Genomic DNA, 19410 nt, shown 5'->3' on the forward strand with positions numbered 1-19410 from the left:
AAAGAATGTCTAAATTCTAACGGAGAAACATTGGTTTTGTTCTTGAATAATTTACTGAATGACTGTGGATGTTCAAATCCTAATTGATAGGCTATCTCACTGACAGATAAAGAGGTTGTTGTCAATATCTCTTTTGCTTTTTCAATCAGTTTTGTATGGATATGATGTTGTGTACTTTGCCCTGTTAAACTCCTAAGCATATCGCTTTGATTATATTACAAGAAACCCCCATTTACCAGAATTGGTGAATGGGGGTTTTGCAATATGTATCTTACCCTCAATTAAAAGAATGTCTAAATTCTAACGGAGAAACATTGGTTTTGTTCTTGAATAATTTACTGAATGACTGTGGATGTTCAAACCCTAATTGATAGGCTATCTCACTGACAGATAAAGAGGTTGTTGTCAATATCTCTTTAGCTTTTTCAATCAGCTTTGTATGGATATGATGCTGTGTACTTTGCCCTGTTAAACTCCTAAGCATATCACTTAAATAATTCGCCGAAACATTCAATTGTGCTGAAAGATATTGCACCGTTGGTAAGCCTAATTGTTCATTCTTGCCTGAATCAAAATAACTTGCCAGCAACTCATCTAGTTTTATTAAAAGTTCATCATTGGCCGTTTTACGGGTAATGAACTGTCTGTTATAATATCTATTACAATAATTTAGTAATAGTTCGATATGAGAAACGATGACATCCTGACTAAACTTATCAATCACAGAACCGTATTCCTGTTCGATATTTTTAATGATAGTATCTAGCATAGCCTCCTCTTTTTCAGAGAGATGAAGTGCTTCGTTGACGGCATAAGAAAAAAAGCCGTACTCTTTAATTGTCTTTTGTAAGGAATAATTACGGATAAAATCAGGATGGACAACCAACCACCAACCTTTTAAAGCAATATCTTCTGTCACGACTGTTGAGATTACTTGTCCAGGCGAGAAAAACGTCATTAATCCTTCATCAAAATCATAATAGTTTTGTCCATACTTTAACTTGCCTGTAAAATCCTTTTTGATACAAATAGAATAAAAGTTATAGATAACACTCTTCATATTATCATCAAAATGACAATTAATGCTGTTCATACTAATTACACTTACCAAAGGGTGTTCGGGCTTAGGTAAACCCAACAGGCGGTGCAATTCAGAAATTGAATTGATGATATATGGCAGATTTGTTTCTTTTTTCATTTTCGTAAATGTTTCAAAAAAAGATAAAATAGGAAAGCCTTTAAAAGACTTTCCCTTAAATGTCATTCTTACTACCTACCCTACCATAGACATCCCCCAAGCATCGTAACGGTCGCCTGTTGATGTGCCCAATGGCACGATACCTTCTAATCTATTTAATTCATCTGTACTCAACTGAATATTAATTGTCTCAATATTTTGCTCAACATATTTCACTCGTTTCGTTCCAGGAATTGGCAAATATCCTTTAGAGATAATCCAAGTAATGGCTAATTGAGAGGGTGTAATGCCCTTTTCATCAGCAATCTTTTTGATTTCGCTCACCAATTCAAGATTTTTATAGAAGTTTTCACCTTGAAAACGAGGAATACTTCTTCTAAAATCATCAGCAGGAAAATCATCTGGACTTTTAATTTCAATATCTCCAGAAAGAAATCCTCTGCCTAAAGGAGAATAGGCTACAAAGCCAATATTCAATTCCTCTAGTGTTGTTAAAATACCTGCTTCTTCAACAGTTCTTTCAAATAAAGAATACTCTGTTTGTATCGCTGTTAATGGATGCACATGATGTGCTTTTTTGATGGTTTCTGAGGACACTTCCGAAAGCCCGATATAGCCCACCTTACCTTCTTTTACCAAATCAGCCATTGCACCAACCGTATCTTCGATGGGCGTATTAGCATCTAGTCTATGAAGATAATATAAGTCGATATAATCTGTCCCAAGGTTTTTCAGCGAACGCTCAACGGCTTTTTTAACATATTCAGGTTTACCATTTATTTGCCAAGTAAGTTGTTCATTGTCATCAATTTCAAACCCAAATTTTGTAGCAATAATGTATTTATCTCTGTTGCCTTTAATAGCTTTTGAAATCAGCCTTTCGTTTGCCAATGGTCCATACAAATCGGCGGTATCTAGGAAGTTCCCTCCTAATTCTAATGAACGATGAATAGTTGCAATTGATTCAGCTTCGTCGGCTTTTCCATAAATATCTGCTCCAGCTATTTGGGTCATACCCATGCAACCTAAGCCAATTTTTGGCACTATTAATCCTTGATTTCCTAATGCAATTTTATTTAAGTTGTTCATGATTTAATTTTTAAGATGAGTGTTTATCTTTAACATGACAAAGTTCTATAAACACTCATTTAAAAAAGTAGCCAAATCCCTTGATATTGTATCCAAAATGAGGCAGGTGATTATCTTTTCAACCTGATATAGACCGATTAATTCAGTAGATTGCTTAGAGATTTAGCTTTATAAAGCATCACATCAATCCTTAAATGTTATTCCTATGAAATTGAGACTATCGTTTATTTTCTTAATATTTTTCGTTTTCAATGCCTTTTCTCAGAAAAACAATTCATCTTTTGAGTTTACACCCACTATCAACATTGTCTATTCTTCGCAACATCCTTTAGTAAACACTACTGCTCAGTTATTTAAACAAGACATTGAACAGGTTTTTGGGATAAAGGTAAATCTTAATCAAAAAACAGATCCTCAGATTATTCTAAGAATTGTTGGCGACAAAGTACCTGCTGAATTGAAAAACTTAATCACACAAAACGATAAAAAAATAGCAGGGAAATGGGAAGTATTTAGTTATAGCAACCAAAGTAAAGCGAAAAAGCAAATATTAATAATTACAGGTAGCGATGCCCGAGGATTGGCTTATGGTGTATTCGAGCTTTCTAAAAAATTGGGCGTAAATCCTTGGTATTTTTGGGATGATGTACCGATTGCTAAATTGACAAGCAAAAAAGTTATTATCAGAGACACTATCAGCGCAGAACCTTCGGTAAAATACCGTGGAATTTTTATCAATGATGAAGACTGGGGCTTACAACCTTGGGCTGCCAAAACATTTGATACACAAACAAAAGATATTGGCCCTGCTACTTATGCCAAAGTATTTGAATTATTACTGAGGTTAAAAGCCAACATTATTTGGCCAGCGATGCACCCCTCTACAAAGGCTTTTTATCATTTCCCAGAAAATAAAGAAATAGCTAAAAAGTATGGAATCATTATGGGGACTTCCCACGCAGAACCTATGATGCGAAATAATGTAGATGAATGGATAGATAAAACTATGGGCGACTATAATTATTTTACCAACAAAGATAAAATTATTAACTATTGGGAAAGTAGAATTAAGGAAATTAAAGATTATGAAAACTTTTATACCCTAGGTATGCGTGGCAAGCATGATAGTGGTATGGAAGGGGTAAAAGACATTAGCAAAGCCGTAGAAACAACAGAGGAAATTATACAACTCCAAAGAGATTTGCTAAAGAAAAACCTCAACAAACCATTGGAGGACATTCCGCAAACGATGACACTCTACAAAGAGGTATTACATCTTTATGAAAATGGCTTGAAAGTGCCCGACGATATTACGCTAATGTGGCCTGATGATAACTATGGATATATTAAAAATTTAAGCAACGAGGCCGAAAGAAAACGCAAAGGAGGCTCAGGAGTTTATTATCACATTTCATATTGGGGCAGACCACACGATTATCTTTGGCTAGGTACTACTCACCCTGCTTTAATTCATTTTGAAATGAACAAAGCCTATGAAATGGACGCTAGAAAGATATGGATAGTGAATGTTGGAGATATTAAAGCCAATGAATATGGCACACAGTTGTTCTTGGATATGGCTTATAATATTAAGCCTTTTCAACAAGGAAAAAGCATCAAAGAACATTTAAGTAACTGGACTTATTCGCTCTTAAAAAGTACTAATCCTGCTGATTTACTATGGAAATATTATCAATTGGCCTTTGTTCGTAAGCCTGAATTTATGGGTTGGAGTCAAACAGAACCTACAAGGGCTACACATCCTACAGATTTTAGTGCTGCTGAAATAGACGAAAGACTAAAGGATTATTTACAATTAGAAAAAGAAACACTTGAAAATCGCCCTGTCGATAAATCACTGTCTGATGCTTATTTTCAGTTAGTTGAATATCCTATTTTGGCGGCCAGTAAAATGAATCAGAAATTCTTGTATTTGGATAAGTTTTATGAAAAACCAATTGACCAAAGAGACAATGCAGATGAAAATCTTAAGGCTTCGATAAAAAGCTATCAAGGTATTCAGGAATTGACAAGTTATTATAATAATCAATTGGTGGGCGGGAAATGGAAATTTATGATGGATGCTTCGCCTAGAGATTTGCCTGTATTTAACAGTCCAGAGAAGTTATTAAAAGTTGAACAAAAGAAAACTGTTGTCACACAAAAGACAACAAAAATTCCTGCTGGAGACTTTATCTCTGTAAAACAAGGAGCAAAAGCATTCTGGAAAAAGATAGGAGAACCTAGTTTCTCAGGCTCATCCGTAGTGAGTGGACCATTTCAATTAGGCACATCTCTTGATAGTACCAACCTCGGCGAACTTCCTACTTTGACTTATCGGTTCAATGTTAGCGAAAAATCAGCATTAAAATTAACAGTCGTTGCATTGCCATTGCACCCTCTTCAGTTTAGTATAGGACAAAGAGTAGGCATACAGATTGATGACCAAAAGGTACAATTTGTTAATTTTCAGACGTACGATAGAAGCGAAGAATGGAAACAAAATGTGTTGACAAACACCGCTAAAAGAATATTAAAAACAAAGGAATTAAGTTCGGGAGAACACACTTTCAAGATTTTCATGATCGATACAGGTGTAGTGCTTGATCATTTTTTGTTGAGTTTTAATTAATTTATCAACTTCTTGTTTATATCGTTTTGTTAGCAAAGAAATTTTCTTTGCTAACAAAATACTGATGAGGTAGTTTACTTATAGAAGTAATAATTTACACATTTGTCTCTCTCTACGCCAATAATCGCCTTTAATATCGCTCCTATACAGAATTTATCAGCCTTTTTGTTTTCTGTTTTATATAATTTTCCAATCTTTGAGCAATCTTGTATTCGATTATATTAAAACCAATTAATTTTTATGAATAAAGTCTATTTGAGTGATTCTGGTCCAAAGGTTTCTGAGGCAATCTATGGGTTTTGGAGATGGACAGACAATGGTGCTGAGACTGTTGCTAATATGGAGAGGATTGTTAATTTATGCTTGGAATTAGGTATCAATACTTTTGACCATGCAGATATTTATGGCAATTATACCATCGAAGAATATTTTGGGAAACTCATTCAGCAAAAAGCAATCAAAAGAGAAGAGATTGTCCTTTTCAGCAAATGTGGCGTTCGTAAGTCTGATAAGGGTTATACTTATTTTGACAACAGCGAAAAGTATTTGCTAGAAAGTGTAAACAACTCTTTAAAAAGACTTAAAACTGATTATCTCGATATTTTCTTGTTGAATCAAATCGACATGATTAGTAATCCTGAAGAAACAGCACAGATATTAAGAGAGCTGGTAAACAGCGGTAAAATCAAACACGTAGGCGTTAGTAACTTAACGGTATTTCAGCATCAATTATTAGAGTCGTATTTGCGTAAGCCTATCGTAACGAACCATATTGAGCTGAACCTTATCAATACTTCAGCGATTGAAGATGGTAGATTAGACTTTATTAAACAACGTTTCAGCAAACCTTTGGCTTGGGCTCCGTTGGCTGGTGGTAAGATTTTGGATGGTACTGATGCTAAATCGTCTATTATAAGAGCAAAATTGACAGAAATTGGCGAAAAATATGATGCTAATGTTGAACAAACTGCGGTAGCTTGGCTTTTACAATTAGGTACTTTGCCGATTATTGGTTCACTCTCTGAGGAAAGAATCCGTAATGCTGTAAGTGCTACAGAAATTAAATTAAGTCATGAAGATTGGTATGAGATTTATAATTTGGCGATGATGAAGTAAGTATTTCTGTTTGCTTTATTGCTAACTAAAAAGGCAAGTGAAACATATATCACTTGCCTTTTTGCTCTATCAAGTCCCACATATTACCATATAAATCTTTGAAGACAGCTACTGTTCCATAAACTTCTTCAACAGGTTCTCTCACAAATTCAACGCCTACACTTTTCATATACTGATAATCTCTCCAGAAATCATCCGTATTTAAAAACAAGAATACTCTACCTCCCGATTGATTACCCACCGCTTTCATTTGTTCTTGATTAGCAGCTTTTGCTAATAGCAAACAAAAACCATTTGAGTTTTGTGGACTTACTAAAACCCATCTTTTGGTTTCACTCAATTGAGTATCTTCGATAAGTTCAAATTGCAATTTCTTTGTATAAAATTCAATTGCCATATCGTAATCATCTACTACAATAGCAATTTGTATAATACTCTGTTTCATTCGTATATCTATTTTAAAGGTTTAAGATACAAACCATAAAAACAGTGTTAGTAATAATTAATTCCTGTATTCTCTCAAATATTTAACTGGCACATTATCAGTAAGCCAAACGCCATTCTCAGATAAATAGAACTCGAAGCCATCTGAATGCATAAGCTCTGCTAACACTTCAAACACAAAAGGTTTTCCGTGTCGTGTACCTACTACCAAAGCAGTATCCACATCTTTACTTAGATGAACATGATGGCGACTTTGTTTCTCTAAACCTGTTTGTAAAATTAATGCTACTGATTTTTCACTTGTCCCATGATAGAGAATTACTGGAGGAATTTGAGGAGAATAACCAAGTTCAACCTCAACTGAATGTCCTTGATTAGCCCTTATTTTATCGAAGTTGTCATTAAAAGCAAATCGTTTTTTTGCATTCGTCTCAACAATAAATTTAAGTATCTCTCTATCAAAATGATATCCAAATTTATGTGCATTTTCAATTAATTCATCAACACTAGTCCAGCCATTCTCATCAAGATTTATTTGAATAGTTTCTGGTTTGTGGCGCAATACTAAGCTTAGAAATTTACTAATCTTAGTATTTTCTTTTTCGTTTATCATTGTCGTGTATTTACTAATTTTTAAAGGTACTAAAAGCAGATACAATTTCACATAATACAACCATAACTTTATTAATTGATATTAATCTTCATACAATAAAAAAAGGCAAGTGAATTTCTTCCTTTGCCTTATACTTTATATTGATGTAATTTCTTATCTATGGAAGCACATACACCGTCAATCCTCTAGCTCCATGCGCCCCTATTACCAAGCTTTGTTCAATATCGGCTGTTTTAGATGGACCCGAAATAAAGGTTCCGAAGCCTGTTTCATCTACTTTTATACGTTCATAAGCACGGTGCATATTAGTTACGATTTCAGAACCTTTGATAATCATCACTAAGTATTGAGTAATCATCGGTAATACTCTATGTGGTAGCTGTTTTTCAGAAACCCAAATAGCCCCATTTTCTGCCACTCCAAAATCGCCTCTGATGATGGCTAAATTCAAGGTTTCTAGCTCGTGTGGGTCACTAACATTCAAACTAAAGTCGGCTAACTCAGCTAGTTCCTCTACTGTAGAAGCAATATTTGTTACGCCTTGATAATGTGCCTGAATATCTGCTTTTATTTCTTCATAAGAGTTCACAGCAACGGCCTTCCCTCCTACAAAACTGAGTATTTCAGCAAACTTATTGAAATTATTTTCATAAACTGTATCAAACTTAAACTGAACAGTCAACTCTCTATATTCAGGCTGGTTCTGTTTGATAAGTGATAATATTTTTTCTCTGCTTGACATCTTTTTATTTTTTTTGGACTTTAGGATTTGGGGACTTTAGGACTGGAAGATTTTAGACGCTAGACTGGAGGACTTTAGGACTTGAAGATGTAAGGTATTAGACGTTAGATATTAGATGCTAGATGTTCATATCTAATACCCGTGGTCTGTGTCTTCACAGACCACGGTTGTGGGAACTCACTGAACAAGTCTAATGTCTAGTATCTTACGTCTTAAATCTTAAATTCCTAAAGTCTTATAATCCCTTTTTACGAACATACCACTCTCTAAAGCTTTCTTTAGGTGGCTCAGGCATTTCTCTTTGGTTGTACCAAGGATTCAAGCCATTGTTTACTAAGAAAGGAGTATTTTTCATAAAGAATCTTCCTAATTTACCTGCTGTTCTAAAGAATTTAGGAGAGTTTAACACCATTGCCATGGAATTAATACCAGCAGCTTTTACTTTAGAAACATGCCCACCTTGCACCAATACTTGGCGCCATTTATATAATTGGTCATGAATATCGATTTTAACGGGACACACATTTGAACATGACCCGCAAAGCGTAGAAGCAAAAGGTAAATCTGCATTCTTTTCCATATCCAAGTTCGGAGCCAATATAGAACCAATTGGTCCAGCCACAGCCGAGTGATAACTAAAGCCCCCTGAACGACGGTACACTGGACAGGTATTCATACAAGCTGCACAACGAATACATTTCAAAGAATTTCTGAAATCTGGGCGCCCCAATTGAGTAGTCCTGCCATTATCTACTAAGATAATATGCATTTCTTGCCCTTCGCGTGGTGTATGAAAATGACTCGAGAAAGTAGTAATTGGTTGCCCTGTAGCACTTCTTGCCAATAATCTCAAGAAAACACTCAGGTGTTCGGCACGAGGTATAATCTTTTCAAAACCCATCGAAGCGATATGCACATCAGCCAAGTGGGCACCCATATCTGCATTGCCCTCGTTGGTACAAACTACAAAACCTCCTGTTTCAGCAATGGCAAAGTTTACGCCTGTCAAAGCTACTTTTCTGGTCAAGAAAGTATCTCTTAAATGCTGACGAGCAGCCTCTGTAAGATATTGTGGATCGGTAGCACCTTTTTCAGTCCCTAAATGTATATGGAAAGTTTCACCAACGTCAGCTTTTTTGAGGTGAATAGCAGGCAATACAATGTGTGAAGGTGGTTCATTTCTCATCTGAACGATACGCTCGCCCAAATCAGAATCGATTACTTCTATGCCTTGTTCTTCCAAGAAATGATTTAAATGACATTCTTCCGTTAACATAGACTTCGACTTTACCATACGAGTAATGCCTTCTTTTTTCAAGATAGCGTGTACAATCTCGTTATGTTCTTTTCCGTCAGCAGCCCAGTGAACTTTGATACCATTTGCGGTCGCTTTTTCTTCAAACTGCACTAGCAAATCATGCATATTTGATAATACATGATTTTTGATTTGCGAACCTGCTTCCCGTAATTGTTCCCATTCAGGGATTTGAAAAACGGCTCTGTCACGTTTTGAACGTACAAACCAAAGCGTTTCGTCATGCCAATTTACGTAGTCTTCGTCTTTATTGAACTCAATCGACGCCGTAGCGTGATCTTTGATTGGATTATTCATCGAATAAAAATTTCACAAATGAGTATTTAGTTGTGATTGAGTGAGTGGTGAATTAGTGAATTTTCCTAACAGTCTATCTAGTGTCTGAAGTCTATTGTCTTAAATCTTCTATTCACTAATTCGCTCAATCACAACTCACAACTACTTAACCTACTTGCTATTTAAAATCTCAGCGATATGTTTTACTTTCACGTTCGAGCCTTTTCTTCTTAAAATTCCCTCCATGTGCATCAAACATGAGACGTCAGCACCTGTGATAAATTCGGCTTCATGACGCAAATGGTCAGCTACTCTATCTTTACCCATTTTTGCAGAAACAGCCTCCTCCGCCACACAGAATGTTCCACCGAACCCACAGCATTCATCTTTTCTATCCAATTCAATGATAGATAAGCCATCAACCATTTTCAGTAATTTCTCAGGTTTTGAATAAGGTTGGGCTACTAATTCAGACATCTGGGCAAGCTTCAGCCCACGTTGCCCGTGACAACTTTGGTGTAAGCCTACTTTATGTGGAAAGTTTGCTTGCAGATTTTCTACTTTCAATACATCTACTAAAAATTCTGTTAATTCATAGATTTTAGCATTTTCATCACCTTTGCCCAATACATGGTCTTTTACATGGAGTGTGCAACTCCCTGATGGTGAAACAATGTATTCATAGCCTTTAAAGTTTTCAAGAAAGTTTTTATCACATCCTTTGGTAAGGTGTTCAAAGCCAGAATTTGCCATGGGTTGTCCACAACAAGTTTGGTTTAGTGGATAATATACTTCACAACCAAATTTCTCTAGTAGTTCCAAGGTAGCAATTGCCACATTTGGATAAAACTGATCGATATAACAAGGAATAAACAGCGCTACTTTCATTATTATGGGGCTTCAATTCAATCTTTACGATAAAGCTCAAAATTACAGTCAAAATACTCATGTAAGCATACTGTACTCTTATGCGGAAACTACACCTGATTGAAACTATCTGTGAAAGCTCTGCGAAATTGAGAAGGGCTTTTCCCTTTGAATTCCCTAAAGACTCTCCCAAAATAAGATACATTATTAAACCCACAATGAAAACAAACATCTGTAATGTCCTCCCCTTCCAACAGCATTTTGCAAGCTTGATTTATCCTGAATTCATTCACAAATTCAGTAAATGTTTGGTTAGCATTCTTTTTAAAGTAATTACAAAAAGCAGGAATAGTAAGGTTAGATAAATCAGCAACTTCCTGTATATCAATTTCTTGCCTATAATTACCTTCTACAAATTTGTATATTTTATTAAGCCTTTCTTGATCTTTCAGACTGAAATTATAGCGTATATCCGACGCATTTAGCAAGATATATTCAGTAGATTTTGCTAAACTTTGAAGGATATTGAGTAATGCTACAAGCCTTTCAAAAGCAGTAAGTTCAAGTAATTTTTTTATACGCTTACTAAGCTCTTCGTATGTTTCACCATAAAAAGAAATTCCTTGTTTGGAACGCTCAAAAAGTAATTTTATAGAAGACATCTCTCGAGATTCAATAAAACCTTCTCCTAAAAAATTCTCTTTAAACTGAATCACGATTTCCTCATGCACACCGATGGCGCCATAACCAAAGCCAGAATGGGGCACATCAGAAGCTATCATCACTAAATCGCCATCAGCATAATAGCTTAAATGGTTTCCTACGTGTCTTCTACCCTCTCCTTGAAACACCAAAACGATTTCATATTCTGGATGATAATGATAACTCCACCTGAAATCACCAGATGACCCCGCGGGTACTTTGTGATATAACACCCTAAAGGAGCTTCCTTCATCAGGTTGAATTATTTCAAATTCAGCTTTCATTTAATATTTTTTATACAAATTATAAATATTTTCATTTTTATTGCTAATTTACTGAAAAAACTACTTAATAATAATAATGCTTATTAATATAGTAATATTTTATAATAATGAAAGAGTAGTTTATTTATACTTATTTACGGAATTTTGCATCAAACATTAACCATTTATATAACTATTCTGATCACTGAGCCAACAAACACAAGAAGCGGACTTTTGTTCGCTTCTTTTTTACTTATTACACAACCCGCCAATTATGAACAACTGGAAAATTAAGGTATCGATCTTTATTAATTATTTCCTATTTGCTATTTTACTCAACAGTGTGGGAGCAGTAATTCTACAGGTTCAAAACACTTATGGCATTTCTGAATCAGCGGCTTCTGTCTTAGAGGCCTTCAAAGATTTAAGTATTGCGGTCGTTTCGTTTTTGGTAGCTTCCTTTATTGTTAAAATTGGTTATAAAAATGCTATGCTGATTGCCTTGGCTATTGTAGCATTTACTTGTTTGATGATGCCTATCTTGAATGAGTTTTGGATGACTAAGCTCCTATTTGCTTCAATTGGCACGTCCTTTGCTTTGATAAAAGTATCTGTGTATGCAACCATCGGATTAATTACAAAAGATAAAAATGAACATATCAGCTTGATGAATTTCATTGAATCATTCTTTATGATTGGGGTGCTTACAGGCAGTTTTATTTTTAGTGCTTTTATTGATGACTTAAATCCACAATCACCAGCGTGGGTCAATGTTTATTATTTATTGGCAGGTTTGGCGGTTTTTGCTTTTTTACTTTTATTAACGTCACCTTTGGACGAATCGAGCATAAAAGCACAACCTGATGAAAATACAATGGGTGGGTTTAGCGATATGCTTCGCTTGGTAGTAGTGCCAGTGGTTTTGGTATTTGTGGCAAGTGCTTTTATTTATGTGTTGATAGAACAAAGCATTATGAGTTGGCTACCTACTTTTAATAGTAAGGTATTACATTTACCAGCAAGCCTCAGTATTCAAATGGCAAGTATTTTGGCGGCCTCAACGGCTGTTGGTAGATTTTTAGCAGGAATTGTCCTTAGAAAAATTAAGTGGCTTTATGTATTATTGACTTGTGTAATATTGGCTGGAGCATTAGTACTGATAGCTTTACCACTTGCCAAAAATTTAGGCAGTGAAGTAATTACTGGCTGGGGAAATGCCCCAATAGTAGCATTTATTTTTCCGATGATAGGCTTAGTAATTGCACCGATTTATCCAGCTATTAATTCAGTAATCTTGAGTTCACTTCCTAATCGTCAGCATGGAATAATGTCGGGTCTGATTGTCATTTTCTCTGCACTGGGTGGAACTACAGGCTCATTAATAACAGGACATATCTTTGAAGCTTACGGGGGTGAAAGTGCCTTTTATTTTTCATTAATTCCACTTACCATTTTAATTGTTTGTTTAATTGTTTTCAACAAGTTATCAAATAATGAAAATGTTGAACTGAAGAGTACTGGAGGACATTGATTATTTTTTAATAGATTGCACATTATTTTAATATCATTTATAAACAATCACATAAAATTAAAACTAGAAAGCATTCGTAATTCAAAAGATTGCTTTTCGCTTTGTAGTAATGAATAACGATGTCCATAAACAATACTTCAAAATCAAATCATCCCTTCGATGAATTGTTTGTCGATGTGCAGATGAGTGATATTTTTCCTGATTCCAAGACTTTTAATGATTATATACCTAAGGAATCTTCTGAAAAAATATTAGAGAAATATCTCGAAGAAAAAAGTAAGTCTAATTTTGATTTAAAGCAGTTCATTCATACCAACTATATCGCTAATACAGTATCTGCCAACGATTATAAAAGTGATACTTCAATACCTATTGCTGAACATCTGTCAGCATTATGGCCTATTCTTACGCGTGAGCCAAATCAACAAGCACAAGACGGTTCTTTGATTGCTTTACCTTCAAGGTATGTAGTGCCAGGAGGCAGATTCCAAGAGATTTATTATTGGGATAGCTACTTCACCATGCTAGGCTTACAAGAAAATAGGCAGATTGATTTAATAGAAGGTATTATCGACAACTTTAATTACCTCATCAACAAACTTGGTTATATTCCCAATGGTAATCGTACCTATTTCTTAGGGCGTTCGCAACCGCCTTTTTTCTCTTTGATGGTCGAATTATTGCGGGAAGAAAAGGGCGACGAAGTATTGCTAAAGTATTTGCCTGCTTTAGAAAAAGAGTATGATTTCTGGATGACAGGTAAAAATAAACTTGTCAAAGACAAAGCAAGTATCGCTACTGCAAGAGTCGTAAAAATGCCTAACGGAACTATTATGAATCGCTATTGGGATGAAAACGACACACCCCGACCAGAGGCCTATAAAGAAGACATAGAATTGGCAGAAAAGTCAGGGAAAAATCCCTCGGAAATCTATCGTCATATCAGAGCTGCCGCTGAATCTGGCTGGGATTTTAGCAGTCGTTGGTTTAAGGATGGAAAAAATATGACGACTATTCATACTACAGACATCGTTCCTATAGATTTAAACTGTTTACTACTGAATCTTGAAAAAACTTTATTCCGTGCTTTTCTTTTACTAGACGATAAATTTTCAGCCAATAAATTATACAATGCTTCAAAATTGCGTGAAAAAGCTATCAAGAAATATTGTTATAGTGTAGAAGAAGGCTTTTATTTTGATTATGATTTTGTGACCCAAAAGCATACAGCCTCTTATTCGTTGGCATCTAGCTTTCCTTTGTTTTTTGAGATTGCTAATAAATTTCAAGCAACCAATGTAGCCAAAAAAATAAAGGATAGTTTTCTGAAAGACGGTGGTTTAATTACTACAACAATCAACTCTGGTCAGCAATGGGATGCTCCTAATGGATGGGCTCCTTTGCAATACATTACTTACCAAGGACTTAGGGCTTATGGCTTTGATATTTTGGCTGACAAAGTAAAAACACGTTGGATACAAACCAATGAAAAAGTATATTTAAAAACGGGTAAAATGACCGAAAAATATAATGTACAAACACCAAATATTGAAGCGGGCGGTGGGGAATATCCTAACCAAGATGGCTTTGGTTGGACAAACGGCGTATTATTAACCTTTCTAAATAGTTAACCATTATTTTTTCTTAAGCACATGATGTTTTTTCAATCCTTTGATAAATATCATGTGCTTTTTTATGCCCTCCCCTCTCTGTTCTCTCAAAATATCTATGCAAGCTTGCAACAAAAGTAGTTTTTTCACTCTCTGTTAGATAAATGTTAAAGAATGTTAATTAGTTTTTATATAACTAATAAATTAGTTAATTTAGCGTTTATAATTAAACCTCCACATAATCAACTCTATCATCATGTATAAATCTACTTTGCTTTTATTACTCTGCCTGTTTTCCTCTATCCTCGTCAAAGCTCAAAATCCTACAAGAGTAACGATTAAAGGTATTGTTCAAGACACCAATTCAGTAGTAATGTCGGGAGCGACGGCAATGCTTTTACAACCAAAAGATTCATCATTAGTCAACTTCTCCAGAGCGAACGATAAAGGAGTATTTGAATTCAGAAATGTAAAAAATGCTCCTTATCTACTTAAAATTTCATTCGTGGGTTTCTTACCCTACCAACAAAACATTAAAATTTCAGAAACTGAAATTGCTGATTTAGGGCCTATTAAAATCAAACCTATTTCTCAAGAATTACTAGAGGTTGTTGTAAGAACAGCCAAAGCTCCTTTGACTATCAAAGGTGATACGATTGAATACAATGCATCGTCGTTCAAAGTACCTCCTGGGTCATCGGTAGAAGACTTATTACGCCGTTTGCCAGGCTTAGAGATTGATGCTAGTGGTAATATCAAAGCACAAGGTAAAGATGTAAAGAAAGTACTGGTAGATGGTAAAACGTTTTTTGGTGACGACCCCAAAGCGGCTACCAAAAATTTAGGTGCTGAAACTATCTCTAAGATACAAGTTTTCAATGGTAAGTCAGACCAAGCATTGCTTACGGGTGTAGATGATGGAAAAAAAGAAAAAACCATTAACCTAGAGCTAAAGGATGAATTTAAGAAAGGTTCATTCGGAAAAATTACAGGGGCTATCGGAACAGAATCTAGAGGGGCTGCCCGAGGAAACTACAACCGTTTTAATAAAAAAGAACAGTTTTCGATATTGGGTTATGTAAACAACATCAACGAAACAGGAGTAAACTGGGGTGATTATGGCGAGTTTAAAGGAAATAACTCTTTTAATCAAAATGATAATGGTGATTTTGGTTTTGGAAGTAGCGGTCGTTATTTCTTTGCTGATGGTGGAGGAATTTTAAACAACTTTGATGGAAGAGGTTTTACAAACAACTTTGGTAGCGGTGTAAACTATAACTATACCTATCAAAAAACGAAATTGAGTACTAGCTATTTTTATAACCAAACAAAACTTACGCTTGATCAATTTCAAACGAAAAGAACATTCTTACAAGATAATTCATTTACTACTACTGATACGACTCATACAAACAATTTCAGAGGTAACCATAGTCTCGCAGGTCGTTTTGAACAAATGTTAGATTCAAGCAATACCCTGATTACGAAAGCTAATTTACGTTTTAGTAACTCTAATAGCACAGATATAAATAGTCAGCGATATATTAACCAAGATAATGCGCTTAAAAACTCTGTAGCTATCAATAATGGGTCGAATTTGAATGCTTTTAATTTTTCTGGAACAGCTATTTTCAGACATAAATTCAAAAAGAAAGGTCGCACATTTGCCTCAAGTCTTTCTTATAATGTGTCGTCATCAGATGGAACCGATAAAATTAACTCATTGACGAAGTTTTTTAATGCTCAGAATGTAAACGACCAAATCAGAGCCATTAGTCAACTCAACCAAAATGCCAATACGACCAATGCATTAAACGGAGGTTTAAACTTTTTAGAACCACTTTCTAAAAAAGTGTATTGGGAGACTTTCTATAACTTTAGCAATAACAAGCAGAGTGTCGGAAGAGATGCTTTTAATGGCGTTTCAAACAATGAGCGATATGATAGTTTAAGTACATTCTATAAAAATGACATCACTTATAACAGGCTAGGAAGTAGCTTGCGTTATTCACACGCTGGTGTTAATATTTCTACAGGTTTGGCGGTGTTACGTTATGACTTAACGGGTCAGCTTTATGGCAAAGAGAATGCTCCGCTTAAAGCTGAAATAAATAAAAGCTATGATGCCCTTACGCCTAACCTTTCGGCAAGTATCGAATTCAAGAACAATGCTTATGCGGGCTTGAGCTATAACTTGAACGTACAGGCTCCTAGTATTAGCGACCTTCAGCCAGTGGTAAACAATAACAATCCTTTTTATATTACTACAGGTAATCAAGATTTGTTACCAACCAAAAGTCATGAAATAGGCGTAGATTTCTATAAATTTGACCCTGCTACTTTTACGAATATAAGCTTGTGGTCAAGTTATAATTATTATCAAAGCCAGATTGTCTATAATCAAACAGTGGATGCCAATTTTGTAACGAGAACACGTCCAGAAAATATCTCGGGAGGAACACGTTTTAATACAGGTTTGTACACAAGTTTCCCTATCGTAAAAACAAAATTCACCGTGAATTTGAATGGTAGTGTTAACATCAGTAAAAACCCAACCTTTATTAATGGGGTTAAAAACGAAACACAAAACCAAGGCTACAATGCTACTTTAGGCTTTAATATTACGCCAAGTGATAAATTATTGATGAGTCTTAGTGGAAATTTAGGCTTTAATAATATAAAATACTCTATTGAAGAAGGGCAAAATCAGAATATCAAAACTACAGGCGTAGATGCCTCAATCAAATGGAATTTTGCTAAGAAAACTTTCTTTGAAACCAACCTTGATTATAATGGTTATGAAAACGACCGCTTCGGATTCAAACAAGATATTCCTATCTTGAACTGTTCTGTAAGACGTTTATTGATGAAAGATAACAAAGTTGAACTTCGTTTAGCGGCATTTGATGTTTTCAACAAAAGACAAACCATTACGCAACAAGGTTACCAAAACTATGTGACTAACCAAACTTCGTTAACATTAGCTCGTTATTTTATGTTAAGCATTACTTACAACGTAAAAGGTCATGTTGATAAATTAAAGAAAAATAATGGCTGGTAGATAAAAGAAATATCGAATTAATGGAGATGCGTTTTCAACGCTTATGATAGCTGAGAAAGCGCATCGTCTATAAAACTGAATCATATCAATAATTACAAACTTGAAATATGAAAAAAATATTAATCATAGCATTTATTTTATCGTCCATTCAGCTTTTTGCACAAACCAATGAGGGCATAGTGCATTATACTCGTACTACTTATTGGACAAAAATGAACAACCAATTGAGTTATATCAGTAAGCAAGAAAAGGAAAGAATGACTTATATGTTTGCAGGAAAGGATGATTGGAAGGTTTATACCACTCTATACTTTAATGAAAACGAAAGTAGGTATATCGATTCTGATGAAAAACCAGAGGAAGACCAAGGCTATTCTGGCAGAAAAGAAGAATTTAGTGTGAATAGAAATTTTGCCAAAAATACGATGACTGATGTTTTTGAAATGTTAGGCAAAACTTATATCATCGAAGATTCTTTACAAATGCCTAATTGGAAAATCTTGAATGATATCAAAGAAGTAGCAGGGCATATTTGTATGAAAGCGATGATTGAAGATCCTATTAAAAATCAAAAAATCATTGCTTGGTTTGCACAAGATATTCCTATAAATGCTGGTCCAGAAAGGCTTTGGGGATTACCCGGATTGATTCTTGAATTAGATATCAACGATGGCACTGTAACGATAATAGCGTCAAAAATTGAATTTAAAAAATTAAATCAAGAGCTGGCTTTACCTAAGAAATTAAAAGGAAAGAAAATAACTGAAGCAGAATATAAAGACATGCAAATAAAGTTTATCAAAGAGAAAACCAAAGAAGAACGAAATCCTTTTTGGTTCCTTCGATATTAGTATAAATTTTTATTCTTTATCACTAGCGAGGGACTTAAGTCCCTCGCTAGTGATAAAGAATATTTTTTTAAAAATGCTATTCTTGAAACTTTAATACTTACGATTTCAGTCAGCTTTATTTTTCTCTTTTTCCTTTTTCTTGAAAAAGCCTCTGAATAAGAAATTATGCTGAATCGCTTCAAGGTCTTCGTCTAGTTTTTTACTACCAGTCTCCAGATTCTTCAAAGTCATTTTTATTGATGTGGCTGATGCCGAATCATTCAACAATACTCCTACTGTATTATCTTTTCTATTCATTTTTTCGCTCACCATTCTTAAGTTTGCTGTAAACTTATTCACAGAAGCCGATGCACTTTGTAACTGCGTAACGGTACCTACAATTCGATTATATACGAGCGTATCACTAGCAAAATCATTAATAGAATTGCCGGGACGATTAATTTTACCAGAGAATTCTTCAAAATTCTGCATAGTCGTCTTACTATTTTCTGAAACAGTTTTAAGATTACTAGCCATTTCTTGCAGATGATCTACGGTTTTGTTCAACTTTATAGCAAAGCTAGGGTCGTTTAACAAACTCCCCAAACTACCTTTTCCTGCATTCATTTTACCACTAATGCTCTTGAAGTCGTTAGTGATGGCAAGCAAGTTTTTATTATTTGCTTGAAGCGTTGCTAGCATATCATCAGTACTGATGCCATCTTCTACTTTCAGTAAATCATCTTTTTGTACTGGCGGATAAGCGGGCGTGCCACCATAGATAACTACTATTTTATTACCAATGAAGCCATCTGAACCAATTTTAGCCTTGGCGTCTTTACGGATATGGCTCTCAGCATCTTTTTCTATGTTCATCGTAACTTCTACTTGAGAGTTACCATAAAACCCGATTTTCTTTACCGTCCCTACTTTTACACCCGAAAACCAGATGTTAGCACCAACTGATAAACCACCCACATCGTTAAAAATAGCCTTTACAGTGAATGATTTCACAAAGGTTTCTTTTTGTCCGCCTATGGTAAACAGGGTAAGGAATAGAATTACTATCCCCAAAAGGATGAAGATTCCAACAACTACGGGGCGATTATTTTTTACCATTT

At 35.0% G+C, this 19410-nt stretch carries 15 protein-coding genes and 1 pseudogene; 6 read left to right on the top strand and 10 right to left on the bottom strand.

Annotation, left to right across the window (positions count from 1 at the left end; genetic code table 11):
* The 3 genes and pseudogenes from AC07N0_RS00765 to AC07N0_RS00775 all read right to left on the bottom strand — a co-directional run.
* Positions 1-206 (bottom strand): annotated as a pseudogene (locus tag AC07N0_RS00765) (helix-turn-helix domain-containing protein); the annotation flags it as partial.
* 71 nt (positions 207-277) lie between these two features.
* Positions 278-1198: a helix-turn-helix domain-containing protein gene (locus AC07N0_RS00770; RefSeq protein ID WP_494587751.1), complete on the bottom strand. Its 921-nt coding sequence runs from the start codon at positions 1196-1198 to the stop codon at positions 278-280.
* Between the two features lie 75 nt (positions 1199-1273).
* Positions 1274-2287, bottom strand: coding sequence for an aldo/keto reductase (locus tag AC07N0_RS00775; RefSeq protein ID WP_494587752.1), 1014 nt, complete (start codon positions 2285-2287; stop codon positions 1274-1276).
* Positions 2288-2492: 205 nt separating this feature from the next.
* On the opposite strand from AC07N0_RS00775, the gene AC07N0_RS00780 reads away from it, so the two are divergent.
* The gene (locus AC07N0_RS00780; protein ID WP_494587753.1) at positions 2493-4919 is read left to right on the top strand and encodes a glycosyl hydrolase 115 family protein; all 2427 of its coding nucleotides are present in this window, start codon (positions 2493-2495) and stop codon (positions 4917-4919) included.
* Between the two features lie 240 nt (positions 4920-5159).
* The gene (locus tag AC07N0_RS00785) at positions 5160-6035 is read left to right on the top strand and encodes an aldo/keto reductase (protein WP_323246042.1); all 876 of its coding nucleotides are present in this window, start codon (positions 5160-5162) and stop codon (positions 6033-6035) included.
* A 49-nt stretch (positions 6036-6084) separates the two neighbouring features.
* Here the strand turns inward: AC07N0_RS00785 and AC07N0_RS00790 are convergent, their stop codons facing one another.
* From AC07N0_RS00790 to AC07N0_RS00815, 6 genes are all read right to left on the bottom strand, one after another.
* Positions 6085-6480, bottom strand: coding sequence for a VOC family protein (locus AC07N0_RS00790; RefSeq protein ID WP_494587754.1), 396 nt, complete (start codon positions 6478-6480; stop codon positions 6085-6087).
* A gap of 57 nt (positions 6481-6537) precedes the next feature.
* The gene (locus AC07N0_RS00795; protein WP_494587755.1) at positions 6538-7092 is read right to left on the bottom strand and encodes an RNA 2'-phosphotransferase; all 555 of its coding nucleotides are present in this window, start codon (positions 7090-7092) and stop codon (positions 6538-6540) included.
* Between the two features lie 157 nt (positions 7093-7249).
* A complete protein-coding gene (locus tag AC07N0_RS00800) occupies positions 7250-7834 on the bottom strand; it encodes a LutC/YkgG family protein (RefSeq protein WP_494587756.1) in 585 nt (194 codons plus the stop codon).
* A gap of 235 nt (positions 7835-8069) precedes the next feature.
* Positions 8070-9446, bottom strand: a complete 1377-nt coding sequence (locus AC07N0_RS00805) for a lactate utilization protein B (protein ID WP_494587757.1) — start codon at positions 9444-9446, stop codon at positions 8070-8072.
* A gap of 150 nt (positions 9447-9596) precedes the next feature.
* Positions 9597-10313, bottom strand: coding sequence for a (Fe-S)-binding protein (locus AC07N0_RS00810; protein WP_492800335.1), 717 nt, complete (start codon positions 10311-10313; stop codon positions 9597-9599).
* An 89-nt stretch (positions 10314-10402) separates the two neighbouring features.
* Entirely contained in the window at positions 10403-11278 is an 876-nt protein-coding gene (locus AC07N0_RS00815) for an AraC family transcriptional regulator (protein ID WP_492800336.1), read from the bottom strand.
* Positions 11279-11531: 253 nt separating this feature from the next.
* Here AC07N0_RS00815 and AC07N0_RS00820 point away from each other — a divergent pair, with 253 nt between their 5' ends.
* The 4 genes from AC07N0_RS00820 (at position 11532) to AC07N0_RS00835 (ending at position 18310) form a co-directional block, all read left to right on the top strand.
* A complete protein-coding gene (locus AC07N0_RS00820) occupies positions 11532-12788 on the top strand; it encodes an MFS transporter (RefSeq protein ID WP_494587758.1) in 1257 nt (418 codons plus the stop codon).
* 119 nt (positions 12789-12907) lie between these two features.
* Entirely contained in the window at positions 12908-14419 is a 1512-nt protein-coding gene (gene treF / locus AC07N0_RS00825; RefSeq protein ID WP_494587759.1) for an alpha,alpha-trehalase TreF, read from the top strand.
* A gap of 235 nt (positions 14420-14654) precedes the next feature.
* On the top strand, positions 14655-17459 hold the full coding sequence (locus tag AC07N0_RS00830; protein WP_494587760.1) for an outer membrane beta-barrel protein: 2805 nt from the start codon (positions 14655-14657) through the stop codon (positions 17457-17459).
* A gap of 107 nt (positions 17460-17566) precedes the next feature.
* Positions 17567-18310 carry a GLPGLI family protein gene (locus tag AC07N0_RS00835; protein WP_494587761.1) on the top strand — a complete coding sequence of 248 codons (744 nt, stop codon included), beginning with the start codon at positions 17567-17569 and terminating at the stop codon, positions 18308-18310.
* A gap of 105 nt (positions 18311-18415) precedes the next feature.
* On the opposite strand, the gene AC07N0_RS00840 is transcribed toward AC07N0_RS00835, so the two are convergent.
* Positions 18416-19408 carry an MlaD family protein gene (locus tag AC07N0_RS00840; protein ID WP_323246052.1) on the bottom strand — a complete coding sequence of 331 codons (993 nt, stop codon included), beginning with the start codon at positions 19406-19408 and terminating at the stop codon, positions 18416-18418.
* Between the last annotated feature and the right edge of the window lie 2 nt (positions 19409-19410).

It is taken from the genome of Arcicella sp. GW821-FHT09D11 (genome assembly GCF_059416265.1).